Source organism: Calditerrivibrio sp. (assembly GCF_049968475.1).
Taxonomy (GTDB): Bacteria; Chrysiogenota; Deferribacteres; order Deferribacterales; family Calditerrivibrionaceae; genus Calditerrivibrio; species Calditerrivibrio nitroreducens_A.
The window spans coordinates 223632-245634 of the sequence record NZ_JBMFQS010000001.1; the positions used below are offsets into that span (position 1 = coordinate 223632).

At 35.0% G+C, this 22003-nt stretch carries 24 protein-coding genes; 21 read left to right on the forward strand and 3 right to left on the reverse strand.

Annotated features, from left to right (window positions below):
• Position 1: 1 nt before the first annotated feature.
• From ACP5Q2_RS01170 to ACP5Q2_RS01190, 5 genes are read left to right on the forward strand one after another with little or no spacing between them, the layout of a single operon-like run.
• Positions 2-469 carry a TRAP transporter small permease gene (locus ACP5Q2_RS01170; RefSeq protein ID WP_428096323.1) on the forward strand — a complete coding sequence of 156 codons (468 nt, stop codon included), beginning with the start codon at positions 2-4 and terminating at the stop codon, positions 467-469.
• On the forward strand, positions 466-1767 hold the full coding sequence (locus tag ACP5Q2_RS01175; protein WP_428096326.1) for a TRAP transporter large permease: 1302 nt from the start codon (positions 466-468) through the stop codon (positions 1765-1767). Before ACP5Q2_RS01170 ends, ACP5Q2_RS01175 begins: the two co-directional genes overlap by 4 nt.
• The gene (locus tag ACP5Q2_RS01180) at positions 1768-3435 is read left to right on the forward strand and encodes a response regulator (protein WP_428096329.1); all 1668 of its coding nucleotides are present in this window, start codon (positions 1768-1770) and stop codon (positions 3433-3435) included.
• A 37-nt stretch (positions 3436-3472) separates the two neighbouring features.
• The gene (locus ACP5Q2_RS01185; protein ID WP_428096332.1) at positions 3473-4480 is read left to right on the forward strand and encodes a TAXI family TRAP transporter solute-binding subunit; all 1008 of its coding nucleotides are present in this window, start codon (positions 3473-3475) and stop codon (positions 4478-4480) included.
• Between the two features lie 52 nt (positions 4481-4532).
• On the forward strand, positions 4533-6560 hold the full coding sequence (locus ACP5Q2_RS01190) for a TRAP transporter permease (protein ID WP_428096336.1): 2028 nt from the start codon (positions 4533-4535) through the stop codon (positions 6558-6560).
• Here ACP5Q2_RS01190 and truA read toward each other — a convergent pair.
• The 3 genes from truA to ACP5Q2_RS01205 all read right to left on the reverse strand — a co-directional run bounded on the left by truA (position 6557) and on the right by ACP5Q2_RS01205 (position 8160).
• The gene (truA, locus tag ACP5Q2_RS01195) at positions 6557-7303 is read right to left on the reverse strand and encodes a tRNA pseudouridine(38-40) synthase TruA (RefSeq protein ID WP_428096339.1); all 747 of its coding nucleotides are present in this window, start codon (positions 7301-7303) and stop codon (positions 6557-6559) included. The two genes, ACP5Q2_RS01190 and truA, sit on opposite strands and share 4 nt — an antisense overlap.
• Positions 7284-7691 carry a hypothetical protein gene (locus tag ACP5Q2_RS01200; protein WP_428096342.1) on the reverse strand — a complete coding sequence of 136 codons (408 nt, stop codon included), beginning with the start codon at positions 7689-7691 and terminating at the stop codon, positions 7284-7286. The genes truA and ACP5Q2_RS01200 overlap by 20 nt, the downstream gene beginning before the upstream one ends.
• A 268-nt stretch (positions 7692-7959) precedes the next feature.
• Positions 7960-8160: a twin-arginine translocase TatA/TatE family subunit gene (locus ACP5Q2_RS01205; protein ID WP_428096345.1), complete on the reverse strand. Its 201-nt coding sequence runs from the start codon at positions 8158-8160 to the stop codon at positions 7960-7962.
• 166 nt (positions 8161-8326) lie between these two features.
• On the opposite strand from ACP5Q2_RS01205, the gene ACP5Q2_RS01210 reads away from it, so the two are divergent.
• The 16 genes from ACP5Q2_RS01210 (at position 8327) to ACP5Q2_RS01285 (ending at position 22003) form a co-directional block, all read left to right on the forward strand.
• A complete protein-coding gene (locus ACP5Q2_RS01210; RefSeq protein ID WP_428096348.1) occupies positions 8327-8770 on the forward strand; it encodes a pilus assembly FimT family protein in 444 nt (147 codons plus the stop codon).
• Positions 8767-9303 (forward strand): type IV pilus modification PilV family protein, encoded by a 537-nt coding sequence (locus tag ACP5Q2_RS01215; RefSeq protein ID WP_424604740.1) that lies wholly within the window; start codon positions 8767-8769, stop codon positions 9301-9303. Before ACP5Q2_RS01210 ends, ACP5Q2_RS01215 begins: the two co-directional genes overlap by 4 nt.
• Positions 9303-10040 (forward strand): PulJ/GspJ family protein, encoded by a 738-nt coding sequence (locus ACP5Q2_RS01220; RefSeq protein ID WP_428096351.1) that lies wholly within the window; start codon positions 9303-9305, stop codon positions 10038-10040. The genes ACP5Q2_RS01215 and ACP5Q2_RS01220 overlap by 1 nt, the downstream gene beginning before the upstream one ends.
• A gap of 9 nt (positions 10041-10049) precedes the next feature.
• A complete protein-coding gene (locus tag ACP5Q2_RS01225) occupies positions 10050-10424 on the forward strand; it encodes a pilus assembly PilX N-terminal domain-containing protein (protein ID WP_428096354.1) in 375 nt (124 codons plus the stop codon).
• Positions 10424-11830 carry an ExeA family protein gene (locus tag ACP5Q2_RS01230; RefSeq protein WP_428096357.1) on the forward strand — a complete coding sequence of 469 codons (1407 nt, stop codon included), beginning with the start codon at positions 10424-10426 and terminating at the stop codon, positions 11828-11830. The genes ACP5Q2_RS01225 and ACP5Q2_RS01230 overlap by 1 nt, the downstream gene beginning before the upstream one ends.
• A complete protein-coding gene (locus tag ACP5Q2_RS01235) occupies positions 11823-12533 on the forward strand; it encodes a tetratricopeptide repeat protein (RefSeq protein WP_428096360.1) in 711 nt (236 codons plus the stop codon). Before ACP5Q2_RS01230 ends, ACP5Q2_RS01235 begins: the two co-directional genes overlap by 8 nt.
• Positions 12530-13507, forward strand: coding sequence for a hypothetical protein (locus tag ACP5Q2_RS01240; RefSeq protein WP_428096362.1), 978 nt, complete (start codon positions 12530-12532; stop codon positions 13505-13507). The genes ACP5Q2_RS01235 and ACP5Q2_RS01240 overlap by 4 nt, the downstream gene beginning before the upstream one ends.
• Entirely contained in the window at positions 13504-14064 is a 561-nt protein-coding gene (locus tag ACP5Q2_RS01245; RefSeq protein WP_424604746.1) for a PilN domain-containing protein, read from the forward strand. The genes ACP5Q2_RS01240 and ACP5Q2_RS01245 overlap by 4 nt, the downstream gene beginning before the upstream one ends.
• Entirely contained in the window at positions 14057-14602 is a 546-nt protein-coding gene (locus ACP5Q2_RS01250) for a hypothetical protein (protein WP_428096366.1), read from the forward strand. The genes ACP5Q2_RS01245 and ACP5Q2_RS01250 overlap by 8 nt, the downstream gene beginning before the upstream one ends.
• Positions 14599-14958, forward strand: a complete 360-nt coding sequence (locus ACP5Q2_RS01255; protein ID WP_424604748.1) for a hypothetical protein — start codon at positions 14599-14601, stop codon at positions 14956-14958. Before ACP5Q2_RS01250 ends, ACP5Q2_RS01255 begins: the two co-directional genes overlap by 4 nt.
• A 9-nt stretch (positions 14959-14967) precedes the next feature.
• Positions 14968-16245, forward strand: coding sequence for a type IV pilus secretin PilQ (gene pilQ, locus ACP5Q2_RS01260; protein WP_428096369.1), 1278 nt, complete (start codon positions 14968-14970; stop codon positions 16243-16245).
• 114 nt (positions 16246-16359) lie between these two features.
• Entirely contained in the window at positions 16360-17079 is a 720-nt protein-coding gene (locus tag ACP5Q2_RS01265; protein WP_428096372.1) for a hypothetical protein, read from the forward strand.
• Positions 17079-17864, forward strand: a complete 786-nt coding sequence (gene folE2, locus ACP5Q2_RS01270; RefSeq protein ID WP_428096375.1) for a GTP cyclohydrolase I FolE2 — start codon at positions 17079-17081, stop codon at positions 17862-17864. Before ACP5Q2_RS01265 ends, folE2 begins: the two co-directional genes overlap by 1 nt.
• Before the next feature lie 26 nt (positions 17865-17890).
• On the forward strand, positions 17891-19573 hold the full coding sequence (locus ACP5Q2_RS01275) for a GspE/PulE family protein (RefSeq protein WP_428096378.1): 1683 nt from the start codon (positions 17891-17893) through the stop codon (positions 19571-19573).
• A 14-nt stretch (positions 19574-19587) separates the two neighbouring features.
• Positions 19588-21030 (forward strand): cysteine--tRNA ligase, encoded by a 1443-nt coding sequence (cysS, locus tag ACP5Q2_RS01280; RefSeq protein ID WP_424604878.1) that lies wholly within the window; start codon positions 19588-19590, stop codon positions 21028-21030.
• A gap of 1 nt (position 21031) precedes the next feature.
• Positions 21032-22003, forward strand: a complete 972-nt coding sequence (locus ACP5Q2_RS01285) for a GDP-mannose 4,6-dehydratase (RefSeq protein ID WP_424604753.1) — start codon at positions 21032-21034, stop codon at positions 22001-22003.

Below are 22003 nucleotides of genomic sequence, written 5' to 3' on the forward strand. Positions count from 1 at the left end.
TATGGTAAGATTGTACAGAGTATTTCTATGGGTTGCCGCATTCTTTAATGTGGCAACCCTTATAATGGTACTTTTAAGCATATTTGTAAGGATGATAGGTAGTTCATTACCAGGTCTTGATGCTTATTCTGGCTATTTTATTGCGGCATCTTTTTTCCTTGCTCTTGCAGAAACTTTCCATAGAAATGAGCATATAAGAGTGTCTATATTGATAAATAATTTAAAAGATCCATATAATAGATATCTTGATCTGTTTGCCATGTTAGCTGGTATCTTTATTGTTGGATACTTAACTTTTTTTTCAGCAAGAATGGTTTTATTTTCTTATAAATTCAACGATATTTCACAACTGCCCGATGCAACACCTTTATGGATTCCACAGCTTTCTTTTGTTTTTGGAATGTTTCTATTGCTTTTATCGATCATCCAGAGGTTCATAAAAACAATCAATAAAAAGGGTGATTTATGAGTGAAGTGGCAGTATCAATTTACCTTATAGTAATGTTGATTTTCTGGTTAGCTTCCGGGCTCTGGATAGGTCTTGCGCTGGCATTGGTAGGGTATTTGGGGATGCTATTTTTTACAGGTAGACCGATAGGTGATAGCATGGTTATGACTATCTGGGGTTCGATGTCAAGCTGGACGCTCACTGCTCTTCCGATGTTTATATGGATGGGAGAGATACTTTTTAGAACCCGATTGAGTGAAGATATTTTCAAAGGTGTTGCCCCATGGGTGGAAAAGATACCTGGTAAACTTTTGCACGTTAATATAATAGCCTGTACTATTTTTGCTGCTGTTTCAGGTTCTTCCGCTGCCACTACCGCGACCATAGGTAAAATTACAATACCAGAGCTGATGAAGAGGGGCTATCCGGAAGAAAAAATTATAGGGACATTAGCAGGGGCTGGTACCCTCGGATTTTTAATACCACCCTCCATCATAATGATTGTTTATGGTGTATCTGCAAATGTATCGATTGCTAAGCTTTTCGTTGCTGGAGTAATTCCGGGTATTAGTCTGGCATTAATGTTTATGATTTATATTGCATTATGGAGTATTTTTTATAAAAATGGATTACCTGAAGATAGACAAAAATATAGCTTTGGGGATAAAATTAAATCTACCAAAAATTTGATTTTACCTATTTTGCTTATAGTTGCTGTACTTGGTTCCATTTATACTGGTGTAGCTACTGCAACGGAGGCTGCCGGGATAGGGGTTCTTGGTTCACTGGTGATAGCTTTTATGCAGGGGACATTAAATTGGAAAACATTTTCAGAAAGTCTTCTCTCTGCCACAAGACTTTATGCTATGATAGCCCTTATTTTAGCTGGATCCTCTTTTTTAAGCTTATCGATGGGGTTTATAGGTTTACCAAGGCACATTGCTGAGGTGATATCTTCATTAAATTTATCCCCGCAGGGTTTGATAGTTGTTTTAACTGTTTTTTATATTATTCTGGGTATGTTTATTGATGGTATCTCTATGGTTGTACTTACAATATCTGTATTGCTACCTTCTATTACTCAGGCAGGGATAGATCTAATATGGTTTGGAGTTTTTCTTGTGATAGTTGTGGAATTAGCACAAATAACACCTCCTGTGGGCTTCAATCTTTTTGTAATCCAGGGATTAACGGGAAAGGATCTCGGATATATTGCTAAGCAGTCTTTACCTGCATTCATAATAATGTGTTTTTTAGTCTTGATAATTTTTGTCTACCCTGATATAGTTCTGTATCTACCAAATAAAATGCGGGGTTAAATGAGCGAACTTAAAAATTTTTTAAAAAATCTTAATATACTTATCGTAGATGATGATAAAGTTTCCACTCTTGTTTTAAAAAAATACCTTGATGGGGTATTTAATTCAATCCATGTGGCAGAAAATGGGAAATTAGGTCTACTTGCTTTTCTACAAAATAAATTTGATATCATAGTGACAGATGTTTATATGCCTGAAATGGATGGGATAGAGATGATCAAAAAGATCAGACAGGTGGATCTGGAGGTACCCATAGTGGTAATAACCTCTTCCGATGATATAAACGACATGAAGGAGCTTTTGAATTTAGGTATAGGAAGGTTTATTCAGAAACCTATTACTAAAAGTATGCTCATAAATGCCCTTCTGGATGCATCAAGCCGAATAGTATTAAAAAAGAGGCTTATCAAAGAAAAGGAGATGGAGATAGAGTTACTTAAATATAGAGATCGTTATCATACACATCAACAGACTATGGCTTATAAAAAGGAGATGAGCCTTCTTAAAAACGATCTTGAGAAGAAAAAACTCTCTTTAAATGGATACGAGTTTGTTTTCAATTCTTTTTATAAACCTATGGAGATCCTTTGTGGGGATGCTTTTATTTATAGATACTTGGGAGATGGAAAAATTCTTGGTGTAATTATGGATACAATGGGAAAAGGACTTTCTGCGTCGGTAACGTCGGTGTTATCTGTGGCATTTATGAATCATTCTGTGGATAAAAGTCTTGAAAATAGAGATTTTGATTTCATTACCACACTAAATAGTTTTTTAACTTACGTAAAAAAAGTTTTACTTGAAGAGGAGATGCTTTCTGCATCATTCTTCTTTATGGATCTTAATTCATTAAAATGTGAATATGCTCATTGTGGTATGCCGTCCATACTACTAAAAGACGTTAAAAATAAAGTTTTTGAATTAGTAAGCAACAACCCCCCAATAAGTAAGTTCACTTCCAATATTTCAACCATTTGTATCGATTTAAAAGATGTAGATTCTATGCTTATTGTTACTGATGGTCTTGTGGAATCATTTTCAAAAGATGAGAATGTATATCTGACATCTGTTTCCGATGATTTTAAGGATTCATTGTTTTACAATAATTTTGAGAACAAATTTCTGGATGCCATACTCTCTTTTTCGGATGATGTTACCATTTTTTACTTTAAAAGGATGAAGCCTGAGAAATTGTGGGAGATAAACAAAGAGCTAAATACAGATATGGATGAAATTAATGAATTTTTAAAAGAGATGGATGATTTTTTAAGGAAAAAGCATATAAAAGATGAGACACTATCAAAAGTTACTGTTTCTTTATATGAGTTTTTAATGAATGCTTATGAACACGGTAATCTTGGGATAGATGTGGATAAAAAGCATAAGTTAATCGGGGATAATTTATTGGAAGATTATTGTAGAGAGCTCGAGAAAAAGTGTTATAAAAAGATTTTTGTAAAATACGGAATTTATTATATAAATGGAATAGAGTTTTTTGGGGTTACCATAAGAGATGAAGGTGAAGGTTTTAATATAAATATGACAAATAGGGCATTGGAAAATATAGAATATTTTTGTGGTAGAGGTATAGTTTTGTCAAACACATTTGTGGATGCCCTGTATTACAATATGAAGGGGAACGAGGTTACTTTTTACGTTAGATGGTAAAGATCAGTTGTATAAATAAAAACTATGAAGGAGGTAAATGATGAAAAAACTGTTTGTATTGGTTTTAACAATTTTTGTTTTGTTGATCGGTAATATTTCTTTTGCCGACGATAAAAACCTTATAATTGCCACCGCCACCCCTGGCGGTACCTATTATCCTGTGGGTGTGGCAATTGGGACATTGATAAGTATCAAGCTAAAGGCTTCATATGGAATCCAGGCTACAGCCATTAATTCTGCTGGGTCAGGTGAAAATATTTCTATGATGAAAAAGAAGGAGGCTGATCTTGCTCTTTTGCAATCACTGTTTGCCCATGAAGCATACTCAGGTGAAGGGATGTATGCTGGAAAGCCTGAAAGAGATTTCAGAGCGATTACAATGTTGTGGCAAAATGTAGAGCATTTTCCTATACTGAAGGAGTATGTAAAAACTGGAACAATAACAGATCTTCATAATTTAAAAGGGAAACCTTTTTCAATAGGTAAAAGAGGGAGTGGCACAGAAGGTTCCGGAAGAGCTATTTTAAAATCTCTTGGTTTTGATGTGGATAAAGAATTCAAACTGGAATATCTCGATTACAATCAATCTGTTGAAGCTATGATGGATAAAAGAGTTGGTGCTGCTAATATTCCAGCAGGTGTTCCTGCTTCAGCGATTACACAGCTTTATGCTCAGCTTGGTGAAAAGGGTGCTGTTGTTTTAGATTTTACAGATGAGCAGTTGGGAAAAATAAGGGCTAAATATCCAATCTGGACAAGGTATGTAATCAAAAAAGGTACTTATCCAGGTCAAACAAAGGATATAAATACAATAGGTCAGCCAAATATTCTCGTGGTGAGGAAAGATCTATCTGAAGAAACTGTATATTTAGTAACAAAGACGGTTTTTGAGAACCTTCAGTTTTTATCCAACATTCACCCAGCAACGAAGGAACTGAGTTTAAAAGAGGCTCTGGATGGTTTGCCTGTACCACTTCACCCAGGAGCCTATAAATATTTTAAAGAAAAAGGGCTAAGTATACCTAAAGAACTTATGCCAAGATAAAGATATGAAGCTGGAGGGAAACCCTCCAGTTTAGTATTACATAGGAGCTGATATGAACGAAGAGAAAATTGAGATTGTGGAAGATAATACTGGGGAAAGCTTTGTTATTAAGAGGGAATTGAGTGGTTTCTGGGAAAATTTTATCTATTGGTTTGCAGTGATTACTTCGCTATTGCATTTATGGTATAATAGTTTTGGGATTCTGCCGGAATTGAGGCTTAATGCTATACATTTTGGCATGATGCTTTTTATGGGATTTTTAATATATCCTTTAAGTGTTAAAAAGGCAAAAGAAACATTCAAAATCGATATTGTATTAGCTTTTTTAGCATTGGCGGCTGCACTTTATCTACTCTTTTTTGAAGAGGCTCTGAACTTACGAAATCAGGAAGTAAATACTTATGATATGGTGGCTGCGGCTGTGGCTATGCTTCTACTGCTGGAAATTACCAGAAGAACAACAGGTTGGACTATTCCTATTATAGCATTATTTTTTATTATGTATGCACTGTTTTTGGGAAAATATTTTGGTGGATTGTGGAATTTCCCTGGTGTGAGTGTTTCAAGGTTTTTGTATAGAATGTACTTTGCTCCAGATGGTATATTTGGTAGTGTTACAACGATATCGTCTACATACGTATTTCTGTTTGTTCTTTTTAGTTCATTTATGGTGCGGTCTGGGGCTGGTGATTTTATCTTAAAACTTGCCATTTCCCTTTTTGGGCATACTGTTGGGGGACCTGCCAAGATGGCTATTTTTGCCAGTGCAATTATGGGGACCGTATCCGGGAGTGCTGTGGCAAATGCTGTTGGTACAGGTTCCATTACTATACCTTTGATGAAGAAAATGGGTTATAAACCTAAATTTGCTGCTGCTGTGGAAACAGCTGCCAGTACCGGTGGTCAGTTGATGCCACCAATTATGGGGGCAGGTGCATTTATAATGGCCCAATGGACACAGGTATCATATTCTAAAATAGTTATGATATCAATTGTACCTGCCATAATGTACTTTTTGAGTGTAGGTTTCTTTGTGCATCTGGAAGCTCAAAAATACAATTTAAGAAGAATCCCTAAGGATGAATTACCTAAGTTTAAAGAGGTGTTCAAAGAAGGTTGGCAGTTTTTTATACCTGTAATTGTGTTGGTGACACTTTTGATGATGAATTATACCCCTACGTTTTCTGCTTCTATAGGGATATTGTCAGTGGTAATAAGCAGCTGGTTTAATAAAAAGACTGCTATGAAGATTAAGGATATTTTTGATGCGCTTTCTCTTGGTGCCAAGAATATGGTAAATACTGCAATCGTATTAATGTGCTCTGGTATAGTAGTGGGTGTAGTTTTACTCGTGGGTATGGGAATTAAATTTTCAATTCTAATTTCAGATTGGGCACATGGTAACCTATTTCTAGCAATTATATTTGTGGCTCTTGTTTCTTTGATTTTAGGAATGGGCTTACCTGTTACAGCTTCCTATATCGTTCTTGCAGTTTTGGCGGCACCACTTCTGGAATCTTTGATGCTAAAAGATTATTTTATAAATGTTCTTAATATGCCAGCTGAGACTTTAAAGGATCCTAATATCATTGCCGGACTCAAAGCTATGGTTCCACCTGATATTGCTGTTGGTGCACTTCTTTCAGCTCACTTACTTATATTCTGGTACTCTCAGGATGCGAATGTTACTCCGCCAGTGGCTCTTGTGGCTTATGCTGCAGCCGGTATTGCTGGTAGTAAGCCTTTTGAGACTGCTATGGAATCATGGAAATTGGCAAAAGGCTTGTATCTTATCCCTCTGATGTTCATTTATGATCCAGCTATACTTTTCTATGGACCTATTGATAGAACGATAGAGAATGTTATTACAGGAACTATTGGACTTCTAATACTTGCAATATTCTTTGAGGGGTATTTTCTTAAATATCTTAATTGGTTAGAAAGGATAATTTATGCAGTTATCGGGATATTGTTAATCTGGCCAGAAAGAATTAGTAACTATGTAGGTATAGTTGGGTTTATAGTCATTACTATGTTCGTATATTTATCTGCCAAAAAGTTGAAAAAGGGGACGGTTTAATAAAAAACCTCTTTTAGATACAGACCCTGGGGTGGTGCCGTAGGCCCACCTTTTTTTCTATCTCTGCTTTCAAGTATTTCCATAACTGTGGAAGGATGAAGCTTTTTTCTGTAAATAAAAAAAGCTGTACCTATGATGTTCCTCACCATGTTATGTAGAAAACCATTTGCATTTATCTCAATATTTATAATATCTTCCGTTTTATAGACGTTTATAAAATTTATCGTACGAACGGAATTTTCCTTAAGGCTTTTCATGGTACACATGGCACTAAAATCGAAAGTTCCCACAAATTGGGACAAAATTGCTGAAAAAACTTCTATATCGATGGGATTTTTTATCCACCATACCCTATTTCTTAGAAAGGCTGAAGGAAGTTCGGAGTTTAAAATTTTGTACAGATATGTTTTACTTTTTGCAGATTTTTGGGCATGAAAATTAATATCCACATCTTCTACTTTTTTTATGATAATACTTCTCGGAAGAAGACTATTAAGACCAAGGTTTAACGATTCACTTTCTATAAATTTTTCAGCACGAAAATTAAACACCTGTGCCAATGCGTGTACTCCAGCGTCTGTCCTTCCGGATCCGATGATATATATCTGTTTTTTGTATATTTTGCTCAGTGCGGCTTCAATTTCGGATTGAACGGTGACAAGACCCTTTTGGAATTGCCATCCATGAAAATCCGTACCGTCATACTCTAAGGTACATTTCTTATTATATAGAGAGTGTTCCAATTGTAACCACCGTTATAATTAATAAAAATATGTAGTCATGAATACGCGGATTTTTAAATTGAACAATTTTGGTCAATCTATGTTCTGGTATTTTTTTTGTTTCAGGTGGGTTGTCTATAATAAAATTAAAAAAATCTGCTGAAATATCTAAAATTTTAATATAATAAAATCTATCACCATTATTTTTCATATTTGAAATGGAATCTTTTAGATTCTTTGCCATTTTAGGTGCTATGTTTAACGTATCTACCATGATATTTGTAATTACTTTCCTATCTATCAGATAAGTAAAAGGATAGAGTATAAAAACCGATATCCTAATTAGCTGGTATTTGCTGGAGGTTTTTATAAAGATATAGGAAAATGCCAGCATGGTTAAAAGCTCCATTGATCTGAGTATGAAGTATTGTATGATAAGATGAAAAGACAATGAAGATTCAAAAGTTAGAAAAAAAGAATAGATCAAGACCAGTAAAAGGATGGGATAAATCGTTTTTATTTGCTTAAAAAAGATCAATCCGTCTAACATTAATATAATTGAAAGTGCAGTTACGAAATAAAGAATAACAACAACCAACGATTTAAACAAACCCAATGAAAAGAAGATTATGATTAAAGAAAAAAACTTAAAGAGGGGGTGAGCCCCCTTTAAAAATTTAACTATGTTTTTGCTGATCTTTATTTTCCCCATCTTTTTTAGGAGTAATATCTATTGCATCCTCATCTTTAGCAGCACTTTTGAAGTTTCTTATCGCTTTACCCATGCTTTCACCTATTTGAGGAAGTTTCCCAGCACCGAATATGACCAGAGCAACCAATAATATAAGAATAATCTCTTGCGTCCCCAATCCAAACATTGAAGCCTCCTGTATTTGATTATACAGCTATGATAGCGTTAATTTTGTAAAAGTCAAGATTTAAGTATTGAATTCTACTGCGATCCCTCATCTAAAATTTTATTGTTTTAAGTAAAATAATATGTTATTATTAAGTTATATAAAAGTTGAGGTAATTTTTTGTGGGATGGATAAACTGAATAAAGGTGGTTGGACGCTCATAGAGCTTGTGATTGTGATTGTCTTGGTGGGGATCCTTTCCCTTGTGATCGTTCCTAAAATCTCCATCGATGATTTTAAAAAGGAATCAGAGCTTAACATTTTAATGGGAAATATCAGATATGCCCAGCATAAATCGATGGTGTCCGGGGGTGGGTGGAGTATAGAATTTCAACCAGGTGGATATACCATAAAGGATGGAACAAATAAAGTGGTAACTCTCCCCGGTGGTGAAAATCCAGTTTCTGTAACATTTAATCTAACTGCCACAGATCCAAAATGTTATTTCGACTACCTTGGTAGACCTGATCGGGATGACAACAGCAGTAATTCAAACCTATATGACAATTTTACGATAAATTTTGCCGATATGCAGATAATTTTAAATAAAGCTGGCGGAATAGATAGATGAAAAAGGGATTTACACTCATAGAGATAGTTATCTTTATTGTGGTATTTTCTTTTGGGGTAATGGGGATCATGTATGTTTTTTACAATACTTTTGGTAAAGTTTTTGATCCCACAATCAGACTCAAAGGGGTTCAGGTGGCCCAATCGGTGATGGAGGAGATTTATGGGAAAGCCTGGGATAACGATACCTATTATTCTGACAACGGCTCCATTCCACTATCCATTGCGAATATTGGTAGGGAGGAAGGCTCTGATAATATATCTGCCTTTGATGATGTGGATGATTTCGTGAAATGTGCCTCCGGCTATAACTGCCCATGTTCAACAACTGAATACAGAAGTGAGGATTTTGGTCTCACTCCAAATTATAGAGTATTCATTAAAGTATCATTTGCTGGTATAGATTCAAACAACAATATTTACGAAATATGTGACAATGCCACTGATTTTAAATTAATTACTGTGATGGTAAAGTACGGTTCAAACTATAATAATGAATCCTATATGATAAAAACTTTAAAAGGTAACTACTGATGAAAAGATCGTTTACTTTAATGGAAATGATCATAGTAATAATACTTCTGGGGATAACAAGTACCATTGGAGTGGGGCTACTTAAGATAGTTTTTGATGGATACATAAATTCCAAAAGCTTGTTTCAAATATTTTATGAAGCAAAATTTGGCGCCGAAAGGATCGGTAGAGAATTGAGAGAAGCTATCCCAAATAGTATAGTAATAGAGTCTGATAATTCCACATTGAGCTTTGCAAAGTTTTCTTCGGGAGGGTACTATTATAGGGCTTATCCCAGTTCCAATAAAATTGGCTTAGATTCAAGTGCAACTCTAAATGTGGGAGACTATATATCAATTTACAACAGGATGCCCAATGGAGTATATAATGACAAAAGCTGTGATCCAAGCGATAATACTTCAACTATGTATAGAATAGACAACACAACGGATAATATTACCTTATGTAAAGATCCAGTTGCAGACTCCCCTATGTCAAAATTCTATAAATTTGAAGAGGTAGTCACATTCAGGTTAAATGGTAATAAAATTGAAAGATGTAGTAGTATAGACTTTAAGAGCCATCCTGTATCTTCCAATTGTTTGACACTATTTAATTATGTTAAATCTGCCAGATTTGTTTATACTCCAGATATTTATGGTATAAACGACCAAGTTGTTGACATTTATCTTGAAATGAGTAAGTATGGTTCTGACTTAGTTTATAAACATAAGGTACATATCAGGAACACACCTTGATGGGGTAATATGAAAATAAAATTGTTTATTAATTTTAAAAATAAGAAAAGGGGTTCCACCCTTATATTTGCAATTTTTTTACTGTTGGTTTTTTCTTTTATAGGGTTTTCACTTGTAAGTATGCTTTCTGGTCAGAATATCAGCTCTTCGGAGGAGTTGCATTCCATAAAAGCCTTTTTTCTCGCGGAAAGTGGGTTAGAAATAGCTATGGTGAGGAAACAGGGTGGTGTATATAAAATTGACAATTCGACCATAGATGTTGAATATAATGTGATGGAGGATAATAATTCTTATCTACCATCCAAATTGGTGACCATAAAGTCCATCGGGAATTCCTTCGAGATGAAAAGAAAGATCGAAGCAAAATTTAGGGTGTTTGAATAATGTACAACGAATATTTTGGATTTACTGAAAATCCATTTAAGATTACCCCTGATCCCGAATATATTTATCTTTCGTTAAAACATGAGGAGGCTATTGAACTCATAGAATATGGGATCAGAAATAGAAAAGGGTTTATGTCTTTAGTGGGGGAAGTGGGTACCGGGAAATCTACTATTGTACGCTATCTTGTAAGAAAGCTTCCGGATCTTTATATATCACTTATTTTAAATCCTTTTTTAGCACCGGAAGAGCTTCTATACAGTATTGCCAGAGATTTTGGTATTGATGTTTCTATGTGTTTTAATACGGGTGATATATATTCAGAGATGAGTAAATTTCTTGTTGATTGCTATAAGAATGGTAAGAATGCCGTGGTTATAATAGATGAAGCCCAGAATCTCAGTTTTGAATCATTTGAAATGGTAAGGCAGCTTTCCAATATAGAACTTGAAAATGATAAGCTTTTACAAATACTTCTTGTGGGTCAGCCGGAGCTTGAGGATGTGCTTGTAAAAGAAAACCTGAGACAGTTAAATCAAAGGATATCTATACGGGCAAAATTAACTAATTTCGATCAGGATGATACTGAAAATTATATTAATCACAGGATTAGTATTGCAGCTGGGGTAAGAAAATATATTTTTGATAAAAGTTCCATAAAAAAGATTTACAAGTATACAAAGGGGAATCCAAGAGAGATAAATCAACTGTGTGATCTATCTTTGATAATTGCTATGGGCGATAGAAAAAAGAGGGTGGATGGATCGATACTGGATAGAGCAGCAAAAAATTATTATTTGAAAAAGAGTAAAGATGGTACTAACTTAACCAAAATAAGATATAAATCCATAACACCAATTCTTTTCTTTTTTATTATGGCTGTAGGGGTAGTGTTTTTTTTATTTCCTGATTTAAATTTTAATAGTGCTAATCAGTCTAAAGTCAATTTAATTTCCATAAATAAGAATATCATGGATAATAAATCCAATGGTAAACCAAAGCAGGATAATTTTACCGATAATAATAGTAAATCAGACAATAAAAACAATGAATTGGATAATAATAGTAATAAATTAGACAATAATTCATCAATTTTACCTATTATAGTTAATCAAGTAGCTGTTTCTAAAGAGATCACAAAAGATAACCAATCTAATATTAAATCAAATGGATCAAACAGTAAAAATGATACGGTATGTCTATACGTCAAAAAAAATATAAACTTAAGAGAAGCGCCTTCATTTAAAAGTAAAGTTAATTTAATATTGATAAAAAATAAAAATTATATTATAGATAAATATGAATATAGAGGTGAGTGGGTGTATATAAATTTTAAAGAAGCTCATGGGTATTTGTACAACAGTGAAAATCTATTTATTTTAAAAGGGTGTAAAGAGGATGAGTGAATTAGCAAACGCCCTCAAAAAAATTAAACAGGAAGGTAAAAAAGCGAAGTTTTCTTATGGAGCGGTCAAACATGTCAGTTCATTAACTTTGAATAAAATATATTTTCTAATTTCAATTTTGACATCTATTTTGATCGCTTTATATACATATTTTAAAATGCCTTATTTTGACAGGATTGTAAAGGATTATGTAAATTTGGATGAAGACAGATCGATGTTTAATAAAAAGTTATTAGAGTATGAAAAGTTTAAAAAAGATAATTTAGATAGCAATTTTTATAATTCATTGATTAAAAAAGATTTTGCTTCCGCTTCAAGAGTCATCGAGCAGATGGATAATAAAAGTACTAAGGTAGAAAAGCTTAAAGCTTTTTTATATTTTGCCAAGGATGATTATACAATGGCAAAATCACTTCTGGAAAGTTATGTGCAAAAAGAGAAGGATCCCTCCGCCATCAATCTTATTTCTTACATATATTACAGCTACGGAGATTATGTGAAAGCTAATGAAATGCTCCAGAAAGAGGATCTGAAAGATGGGAATCTGTTGATCAACAAAGGGATGTTGGCGGAAAGACTTGGTGACCTCAGGGCAGCTTTAGAATTTTATGAAAAAGGGTTAACTTTGATTGATAGCGATGTAATTAAGTATAAGGTTAAAATAAAGGTTAAATCGATTAAGTTAGCTTTGGGGATTCAATGATAGATGTAAAGGTAATAAATACAATTGCCATTGGCGAGGATAGGATCAATCATGCTGTTTTCCGCAGGGAAAAGGGGTATCTGAAATTGCTAAATTATTCATATTTCGATTTTGATTTTAATGATATAGATAGGTTTAAATTGATAGCAAAGGATCTGAAAAGTTTTTCCGATAGGGATCTTTTTACAAATATCACTTTTGTGGCAAGGGAGACGATAAAAGAGATCTTCCCTATAAAAGGGAATCCGAAAGATGTTAAAATGGATGTGATTGAACATATCAAAGATGCATATATGGTGGAATTGGCAGATTTTTATTTTGATTATACCATTTCATCTGTGGGGGATTTAATGGTATGCTACGCTGTACTTTTCCCTAAAAAGATAGGTGAAGTAATCTTTAGAGAGCTCACAAAGGAGGGGTTTAAACTTATTACAGCGGAGACTGATTGTGATTCTTATAAGCGGGGGATCTTAAAATTAAGAGATGAGAATCACTTTTTACTGCTTCATATAAGAAGACTGGATAGTGTTTTTATGATATTCAAAGATGGTGTTATGATGCTGGAAAGGCAGGTTATAAATGGATTTTCTGATCTTGTGGACGGTATATCTTTGCAGATGGGGATTACACCGGAAAATGCAGAAGAACACCTTGTGAATAAAGGGCTTGATAAAATGAAAAATGGTGATGACGAGTATGCTATCGTAGCATCTGTGGTAGACAGACTTTCTATGCAGATACAGAGAACTCTCGACCTTTATTTTCAAACGTATAGAGGTGGGCCACCATCAAATATAATAATTACCGGAATGGGTGTCAAAATTCCCGATTTAGATAAGTATATTTCAGAACTTTTTGCTCTCCCGGCTTTCAAAGAATCTTTTATGAAATTGATGGGAACTGAAATCGATCTTGATTTTAAAAGATTGGACTATTTAGATGCTATGATATGTCTGGGGCTTGAAGAATGACGAAAAGATTTATCAACATTTTACCAGAACAATACAGGTTTGATCTTAGAAAATATGCGGCCTTTAAGGTATTCAAGTCTGTCCTGCTTGCAAACATTATTATTTTAATAGCTGTTTTTTCTGTAGATAAATATACCCAGATAAAAATGAAAAATATGATCATTGAAAAAGAAAATAAAATAAGAGAAATTCAGAAGTTGAACCAATCAGTCCTTGCTTATGAAACAGAGAAGAAAAAACTTGAAGATGTTATATCAAAATTAAGTGCAACAGAAAAGATCTATACATCTCTTTTTAATACAAACGTTTCATATTTTATCGATATGTCCAGAACATTGGACCTCATCAAAGAAGGTATCTACATTAATAAGTTATCCTATTCTGATGGGGTGGTTAATATGTCAGCGGTGGCAACAAATCCAAAAAGTTTTTATCATTTTTACAAAAACCTTGAAAACACAACCTATATTGCTGATAAAAGATTTTATAATCTTACCGAAGAGGGTGGTGTGTATAATTTTAGTGTTGTTATAAGATATAGGGGTTTAAATGAATAGGGTTAAACTTAGAGAAGTGTTAATCCTTTTTATCGTGTTACTTATATTTATAAATTTAATTTTTTTCCGTTATATGTATATTCCTGCTCAAAATAATATAAAGAAATTAAAAGAGGATCTTGTAACCATCAATAATAGACTACAGACGGAGCAGGAACTGTTTTTGAATAATTTGAAAATTTTTGATAAGATCATGAGTTATAATAAAATTGTAGAAAATAGAGAAATTGCAATCTGGTATTTAGAAAGAAATATCGATCTTGATGACAAAATATCTGATGTGATAAAGCAACTTTTTATCGATTCTGGAATAAAATTTTCCACATTATCTTTGGTGGATACCGCAAAAGATGGTAATAAGAAGAATTATATCTTTAATATAAAATTTGTATCGGATCTTCAAAAGCTGCTTTACCTGATCGATACAATAGAAAACCACAAAAAACCTATGCAGATAAGCAGTATAAACATCAACAATACCGGTGATCATCTTGAGATAGATATGACTTTAAAGCTGATAACTATGGAGAAGCTATGAAGAAGATTTTCATATTTTTACTCATAGCAGTTTATGGATTTGCTGCAGATTTTTTAGTACTCTTCGATATGCCGGATAATAAAAAATATGTAAAACATAAAACGATTCCATTTTACAAAGAAGTTAAAAAGGGTATCCCCCCACTTAAAACATTGGTTCCCATACCTGGAAGTGATAACTATACCAGTTGGGAGCTTTATGGCATTGTGCAGGCTGATGATAAAAGAATTGCTATAATCAATGGGAGTCTTTATAAGATGGGAGATCTTTTGGGTAATGACAAAATTACTGAAATTGCAATGAATTATGTTGAAATTGAGCATAAAGGGAAAAAGTTTAAAATCTTTATGAAATAGGTGGTTTGTATGAGGATATGGAAAATAGTCTTAGTTATGATGTTTTTTAACACACTTCTGTATGCAGATTTAAATAGACTTGTCTCTCTCAATATGAAGAATGCCGATGTGAAGGATGTATTTAATGCCTTATCCTTGATTTCAAATACCAATATAGTGGTGGGTAAAGGTGTAGAAGGGAAGATCTCCGTATTTCTCGATAACGTCACTTTGATGGATGCGGTAAAAAGTGTCACTTCAAATGCAGATTTAACTTATAGGGTGGAAAGTAACATAGTATATATAACAAAGCTGGATAACCTGGGGCAGAGCACTATTACATCTGATAATGTGGAAAGCTACTTTTTTAAGCCAAAGTATATTAGACTTGACCAATTTGAGGGGATCATAAGCAATTTTTTATCTTCAACCGGTGGTAAAATGGTCATTGATAATTCCACAGGAACTATAATTATTACAGATACAAAAGCAAATCTTAAGTATTTAAAGGATCTTATTGCCAAAATAGATCAACCATCCCAGCAGATTATGATAGAGGCTAAGATTGTGAGAACCACCAAGAGTGCCGGTAAAGATCTTGGTATACAGTGGGGGGTAAATGTAAACGATCGTACAAGTAAGAATTTCCCATATTCAGTACAGGTGGGGGCTGGTGCCGATCCAAATAGAAATTATATAGTAAATTTGCCAATATCTGATGTTGCCAAAGCTGGAATAGGGGCAGGGGTTGGCATTGCGCTCGGTAATTTCAATAACACATTTGTCTTAAATGCAAAGCTCAATGCTCTTGAAACGAAAGGTGAAGCAAAGATAGTACACAGCCCAAAGATTCTGACAATGAATAACCAGAAGGCAAAGCTTGAAAGTGGTGAAGAAATAAGATTCAGGGAAACCAAAACAAGCACCACAACCACCATTCAGGAAGTTGATATTCAAAAAGATGAAGCTAAAACTGTACTGGATATCACACCGCAGATATTAAATGATGGTAATATCCTTTTAAATCTTTCTGTGGAGCTTAGTGAATTCGATTGGACAAAAAGTGTGGATAATATCCCCGCCAAAAATAAAAATAAAGCCGAGACGCAGGTAATCCTGAAAGATGGTGAGACGCTTATCATTGGTGGTTTAAAGAAGGAGAATCTATTCAAAAATGAGGCTTCCGTACCACTACTCAGTAAAATACCTCTATTAGGGGCACTTTTCAGGAATAAGTCAGCAGGTGAGGAGTTGAATGAACTTTTGATATTTGTAACACCGAAGATAATGGGGGGAAAGCAGAATTAGATATTTGTTCTATGGTGCATTCAGATAACTTTTCACTCTGCTATTTTTGCCTTGAAAATTCGTTGATTAGCTATTATAAATCTATGTTTGAGATAATAAAATTCTGAGGTGAATATGTTTACAATTGTAATTTCTGCTTTTTCCGGTGCGTTATTCGGATTATTGATGTTTTACATAACCAAAAGCTTTATTCTGGCACTCATCACAGGTATGGTGATCGTTCTTGCAATAAACTTTTTTGTGGGGCGGTATTTTCTAAAAAAATTGACCGAGCTTTTTAAATTGGTGGAAAAAGATGTCCGCAGTGACAAAGCGGAGAGGGCAATCGAAAGATTAAAAGAAGGTTACAAATATGCTAATTGGCAGTTTTTTGTCAGGGAGCAGATCAATTCCCAGATTGGAATAATTCTTTATTCAAAAAAGAGGATGGAAGAGGCACTACCATATCTTCAAAAAGGATTTCAAAAAAATTGGCTTTCAATGGCTATGCTTGCCACATACTATTACAAAGAGAAGCATTACGACAAGATGAAGGATGTAATGGAAAAAGCCATAAAAAATTCACCCAAAGAAGGGTTTTTGTATTCTCTGTATGCATATTATTTGCAGTCTATAAATGAGACGGAAAAGGCTATGGAAGTGCTTACTAATGGTAATAAAAAAGTTCCCCTTGATGAAAAGCTCGAGGCGGCATTAGAATCGGTGAAAAACAACAAAAAGATCAAGATACAGAATTACGGGAATCTATGGCTCCAGCTTAATATAGAAAAGATCCCCCAGGGGGCGAAACCATATCATATGCACCTTATGAATCAAAAGATCAGGAGAAGGTAGTGGTATTAGCTGATATACAGAGTCAATATGATCATAGAAATCTTGATATAGATAGGGTGGGTATAAAAGATATTTTGTACCCTATTGTTGTGAAGGATAAAAAAAACGGAAAACAGAGCACGGTAGCCAGAATTAACATGTATGTTAAACTTCCACACAACTTTAAAGGTACACATATGTCAAGGTTTGTGGAAGTTCTAAACAATCATAGGACGAATATCGCTTTAGAATCTTTTAAGGGGATTTTAGATGACCTGCAAACTGTGTTGAATTCTGAAGAGGCATATATAGAGATTACTTTTCCTTATTTTATAGAAAAAACTGCCCCTGTATCAAAACTGCCTTCATTGATGGACTATGAATGTACCTTTGTCGGTATTTCATCAAAAGATAAAAAGGATTTTACCGTATCTGTGAAGGTGCCCGTTATATCTTTATGCCCTTGTTCAAAGGAGATTAGTGATTACGGTGCTCACAACCAGAGGAGCTATGTTACAATAAAAGTAAGATACAAAGGGATGATCTGGATTGAGGATTTGATAGAGATTGCAGAATCATCAGCAAGTGCTCCTATCTTTTCATTGTTAAAGAGGGAGGATGAAAAGTATATTACAGAGTTTTCGTATGATAATCCGGTATTTGTGGAAGATATAGTTAGAAATGCTGCCAATAAGTTGTTGCTGGATGAAAGGGTTACATGGTTTGAGGTTTCCAGTGAAAACTACGAAAGTATTCATAATCATTCTGCTTACGCTGTGATTGCAAGGGATAAGAGAGGGGGATAGTTTCTTAATACCCTTAGAGGTGGCCTATGGATGTAAGAAAGAAGATCAGAGTTGGGGAGCTTTTAAAAGAAAAAAATCTTATTACCGAAGCGCAGCTGAAGGTTGCTTTAAATGAACAGCAAACGAGCGGTAAAAAATTAGGGGAGGTTTTACAGGATTTAGGGTATATCACTGAAAAACAGTTATTGCAGGTTATATCTGAACAGCTTGGCACAAAAATTTTAAAAGCTTCTGATGTGGAGCTTAACCCTGATCTAAAAAAGATCATTCCTGAAAATATTGCAAGAAAATTGAAAGTTGTCCCAATTAAGATAGACGACAAAAGAGTATACATAGCCACGAATGATCCGGCCAACGTCACAATTTATGATGAACTTGAAAGGATGCTTAGAAAAGAGGTCTATCCGTTTGTTGTTACTAAGGATGATCTGCTTTATCTTTCAGAAAAGGTTTATGGGACGGAGGATCGCCTTTATAAAACTGCGGAAGATGTCACCAAAAAACTTGCCGCAACCCGTGAGGATACCCTTGAAAACCTCGCTGAGGATACTCCGGTCATAAATCTTGTGGATGGTATAATTCACAAAGCTGTTTCCGACAGGGCAAGTGATATACATATAGAGCCGGATGAGGATAAATTAAGGATAAGATATAGGATAGATGGAGTATTGATAGAGGTTTTGGGGTTGAATAGGAGTATTCATCCGGCAATTGTTTCAAGAATCAAGATCATGGCCGGGATGAATATAGCCGAGAAAAGGATACCACAGGATGGTAGATTTAAGGTTTCAAGCGGTGGAAGAGATGTGGATTTCAGGGTGTCCACATTGCCTACAAATTTTGGGGAGAAGGTTGTTTTAAGAATTCTTGATAGGAGTAAGGCTTTACTCGAATTGCACAACATAGGGATGGATCCCCATAGTTTATCAGTGTATGAAAGTATCGTTGCGAAACCTTATGGTATTATTCTGATCTCAGGCCCCACTGGTAGTGGTAAAACCACGACCCTTTATGCCACCTTAAATAAGCTTAATACGCCGGATAAAAATATTGTAACGGTTGAAGATCCTATAGAATACAATTTTCGATTGATAAATCAGGTGCAAACGGATGAAACAGCAGGCCTTACATTTGCGAATGCTCTGAGATCTATTTTACGTCAGGATCCGGACATCATCATGGTGGGAGAGATAAGGGATAAGGAGACAGCAGAAATAGCAATTCAGGCTTCCCTTACAGGTCATCTTGTACTATCCACCATTCATACGAATGATGCCGTAAGCTCTGTGGTAAGATTGGTGGATATGGGGATAGAAAACTTTTTGGTGGCCACATCCCTGATAGGTGTGGTGGGGCAGAGGCTAGTGAGAAAGATTTGTGAACAGTGCAAACAGGAATATATCCCAGAGGCGGAAATGCTGGAAAGGCTTAAGATTAAGGACAATGGAATAAAATTTTATCGGGGTGCCGGTTGTCCTGAATGTAAATACACAGGTTATTCCGGAAGGATTGGTATATATGAGGTTTTAAAGATTGATGGTGCTATAAAGCAGATGATTACTAAAGGTAAAAGTGTGGAAGAAATAAGAAACTATGCTTTGAAAAACGGTTTTAGAAGTATGTTTGATGGGGGCTTTGAGATAGTAAAATCAGGCATTACCACGATTGAGGAGTTGCTCAGGGTTACTGTCATTTCTGGTGAAGATTAATTATTCAAGGAGAGATTATGCTAAAGCTGTTTAATACACTTTCAGGTGAAAAAGAGATTTTTACACCTTTAGAGGATAATAAGGTAAAAATGTATGTCTGTGGTGTGACGGTGTACGACTATTGTCATATTGGACATGCCAGAAGTTCCATCGTGTTTGACACTATAAGAAGATATTTGAAGTATAAAGGGTTTGATGTGACGTTTGTGAAGAATTTTACCGATGTGGATGATAAGATCATAAAAAGGGCTAATGAAGAGAATAAATCTATTAATGAGATTACAGATTTCTTTATTAAAGCACACGATGAAGATATGGATAAATTGAATATCTTAAGACCGGATTATACCCCAAGGGCTACTGAGTATATAGATGGAATGATTAAGCTATGTGAAAAACTGATAGAGAAGGGTTTTGCATATGAGTCGAATGGTGACGTATATTTCAAAGTGAGGAGTTTTAAAGATTATGGTAAGCTTTCCAAAAGGGATCTGGATGACCTATTAGCAGGGGCGAGGGTGGATGTAAATGAGATAAAAGAGGATCCTCTTGACTTTGCCTTATGGAAAAGGAGTAAAGAGGGGGAGCCTGGATGGAATTCCCCCTGGGGTAGAGGTAGACCCGGATGGCATATAGAATGCAGCGTTATGAGCGCTGAGATTTTGGGGATCCCATTCGATATACATGGGGGTGGAAAAGATCTGATCTTTCCACACCATGAAAACGAGATAGCCCAATCGGAGGCGGCTGAGGGGAAAGAGTTTGCAAGATACTGGATACACAACGGTTTTGTGAATATAAATAAAGAAAAGATGTCCAAATCTCTGGGTAACTTTTTTACCATCAGGGATGTATTAAAAGAGGTGGATCCGGAGGTTTTGAGGTTTTTTCTTCTTACAACCCATTATAGATCACCCCTTGATTTTTCATTTGACAATCTTTTAGAGGCGGAGAATGCCCTCGAGCGTATATATACGACGATTGACGAACTTGATTCAGCAGTTTTCAATAATAAAAAACCGGTCCAAAAAGCAAAAATTGATGAGATCATCGATCGATTTCGAAAAGATTTTGTAGAATCTATGGATGATGACTTTAATACGGCATCAGCCATATCAAACATTTTTGAGCTTATAAAGGAGGTAAACCTCTTACTATCGGAAAAATTAAACAGTGAAGATCTAAACTACCTCAAGGTTAGATTCGAAGAAGTTAAATCTATTATTCGTGATGTACTAGGGATACTGACAAAAACACCTTCAGAGTGGTTTAAGATGAACCTTTCCATCGATGAAGGTGAGTTACAGAAACTTATAGAAGAAAGGGAGATAGCAAGAAGGAATAAGGATTTTGCAAAGGCTGATGCGATACGCAACGAGTTAAAATCAAAAGGTGTGGAATTACTCGATACCCCAGCGGGGACAAAATTTAGGGCAAGAAGGTTGAGGGGAGGTTGATATGTATATCTTACTTACCGGAGCTGCTGGTTTTATAGGATCATGGACGGCAAAGAAGCTTTTATCGCTTGGCTATAATGTCGTAGGTGTGGATAATTTAAATGATTATTACGACGTGAGGTTAAAACAGCACAGACTTGATATCTTAAATGAACAGAAGGGGTTTCATTTTCATAAGCTTGATATAGAAAACTTTGGTGCCCTTGAGGTGCTTTTTGATATGTATAAGTTTGATGCGGTGATAAATCTTGCCGCAAGAGCTGGTGTTAGATACAGCATAGAAAACCCTTTTGTGTATTATAATACAAATACAAATGGTACGGTAAATCTTCTTGAACTGTGTAAAAGCCATAAAGTAGAGAAATTTGTACTTGCCTCCACATCGAGTCTATATGCTGGCCAAAAGATGCCTTTTACAGAGGATAAGCCGGTTAATACACCAATTTCCCCCTATGCTGCATCAAAAAAAGGTGCGGAGGTGAGCTGTTATACATACCATTATCTTTTTGGGATAGATGTGACGATCCTTAGGTATTTTACTGTGTATGGGCCTGCTGGCAGACCAGACATGAGTATTTTTAGGTTTATCAAACAGATAGATCAAGGAGAATCGATATTGATTTACGGTGATGGTAGTCAGACACGAGATTTTACATATGTGGAGGATATAGCGGAAGGGACGGTTAGGGCACTTAAAAAGGTGGGTTATGAGATAATAAATCTGGGAAACAACAATCCCAATAAGCTTTCGGAAGCTATCAGATATATTGAAGATTACATCGGTAAAAAAGCTGTTTACGAATATAGACCTTTTCACAAAGCTGATATGTTTGCCACATGGGCAAATATAGAAAAGGCGAAAAATATTTTAGGCTGGATGCCCAAAGTGGATTTAAAAGAGGGGATAAAAAGAACAATAGATTGGTACAAGGATAATTACGACTTTGCATCCAAAATAAATCTTACGGAGTAG

Bases quoted from the DNA above. Each gene is read 5' to 3' on its own strand.
- ACP5Q2_RS01170 (WP_428096323.1), top strand. From the start codon at position 2: ATGGTAAGATTGTACAGAGTATTTCTATGGGTTGCCGCATTCTTTAAT.
- ACP5Q2_RS01175 (WP_428096326.1), top strand. From the start codon at position 466: ATGAGTGAAGTGGCAGTATCAATTTACCTTATAGTAATGTTGATTTTC.
- ACP5Q2_RS01180 (WP_428096329.1), top strand. From the start codon at position 1,768: ATGAGCGAACTTAAAAATTTTTTAAAAAATCTTAATATACTTATCGTA.
- ACP5Q2_RS01185 (WP_428096332.1), top strand. From the start codon at position 3,473: ATGATGAAAAAACTGTTTGTATTGGTTTTAACAATTTTTGTTTTGTTG.
- ACP5Q2_RS01190 (WP_428096336.1), top strand. From the start codon at position 4,533: ATGAACGAAGAGAAAATTGAGATTGTGGAAGATAATACTGGGGAAAGC.
- ACP5Q2_RS01200 (WP_428096342.1), bottom strand. From the start codon at position 7,691: ATGGAGCTTTTAACCATGCTGGCATTTTCCTATATCTTTATAAAAACC.
- ACP5Q2_RS01205 (WP_428096345.1), bottom strand. From the start codon at position 8,160: ATGTTTGGATTGGGGACGCAAGAGATTATTCTTATATTATTGGTTGCT.
- ACP5Q2_RS01210 (WP_428096348.1), top strand. From the start codon at position 8,327: ATGGATAAACTGAATAAAGGTGGTTGGACGCTCATAGAGCTTGTGATT.
- ACP5Q2_RS01215 (WP_424604740.1), top strand. From the start codon at position 8,767: ATGAAAAAGGGATTTACACTCATAGAGATAGTTATCTTTATTGTGGTA.
- ACP5Q2_RS01220 (WP_428096351.1), top strand. From the start codon at position 9,303: ATGAAAAGATCGTTTACTTTAATGGAAATGATCATAGTAATAATACTT.
- ACP5Q2_RS01225 (WP_428096354.1), top strand. From the start codon at position 10,050: ATGAAAATAAAATTGTTTATTAATTTTAAAAATAAGAAAAGGGGTTCC.
- ACP5Q2_RS01230 (WP_428096357.1), top strand. From the start codon at position 10,424: ATGTACAACGAATATTTTGGATTTACTGAAAATCCATTTAAGATTACC.
- ACP5Q2_RS01235 (WP_428096360.1), top strand. From the start codon at position 11,823: ATGAGTGAATTAGCAAACGCCCTCAAAAAAATTAAACAGGAAGGTAAA.
- ACP5Q2_RS01240 (WP_428096362.1), top strand. From the start codon at position 12,530: ATGATAGATGTAAAGGTAATAAATACAATTGCCATTGGCGAGGATAGG.
- ACP5Q2_RS01245 (WP_424604746.1), top strand. From the start codon at position 13,504: ATGACGAAAAGATTTATCAACATTTTACCAGAACAATACAGGTTTGAT.
- ACP5Q2_RS01250 (WP_428096366.1), top strand. From the start codon at position 14,057: ATGAATAGGGTTAAACTTAGAGAAGTGTTAATCCTTTTTATCGTGTTA.
- ACP5Q2_RS01255 (WP_424604748.1), top strand. From the start codon at position 14,599: ATGAAGAAGATTTTCATATTTTTACTCATAGCAGTTTATGGATTTGCT.
- pilQ (WP_428096369.1), top strand. From the start codon at position 14,968: ATGAGGATATGGAAAATAGTCTTAGTTATGATGTTTTTTAACACACTT.
- ACP5Q2_RS01265 (WP_428096372.1), top strand. From the start codon at position 16,360: ATGTTTACAATTGTAATTTCTGCTTTTTCCGGTGCGTTATTCGGATTA.
- ACP5Q2_RS01275 (WP_428096378.1), top strand. From the start codon at position 17,891: ATGGATGTAAGAAAGAAGATCAGAGTTGGGGAGCTTTTAAAAGAAAAA.
- ACP5Q2_RS01285 (WP_424604753.1), top strand. From the start codon at position 21,032: ATGTATATCTTACTTACCGGAGCTGCTGGTTTTATAGGATCATGGACG.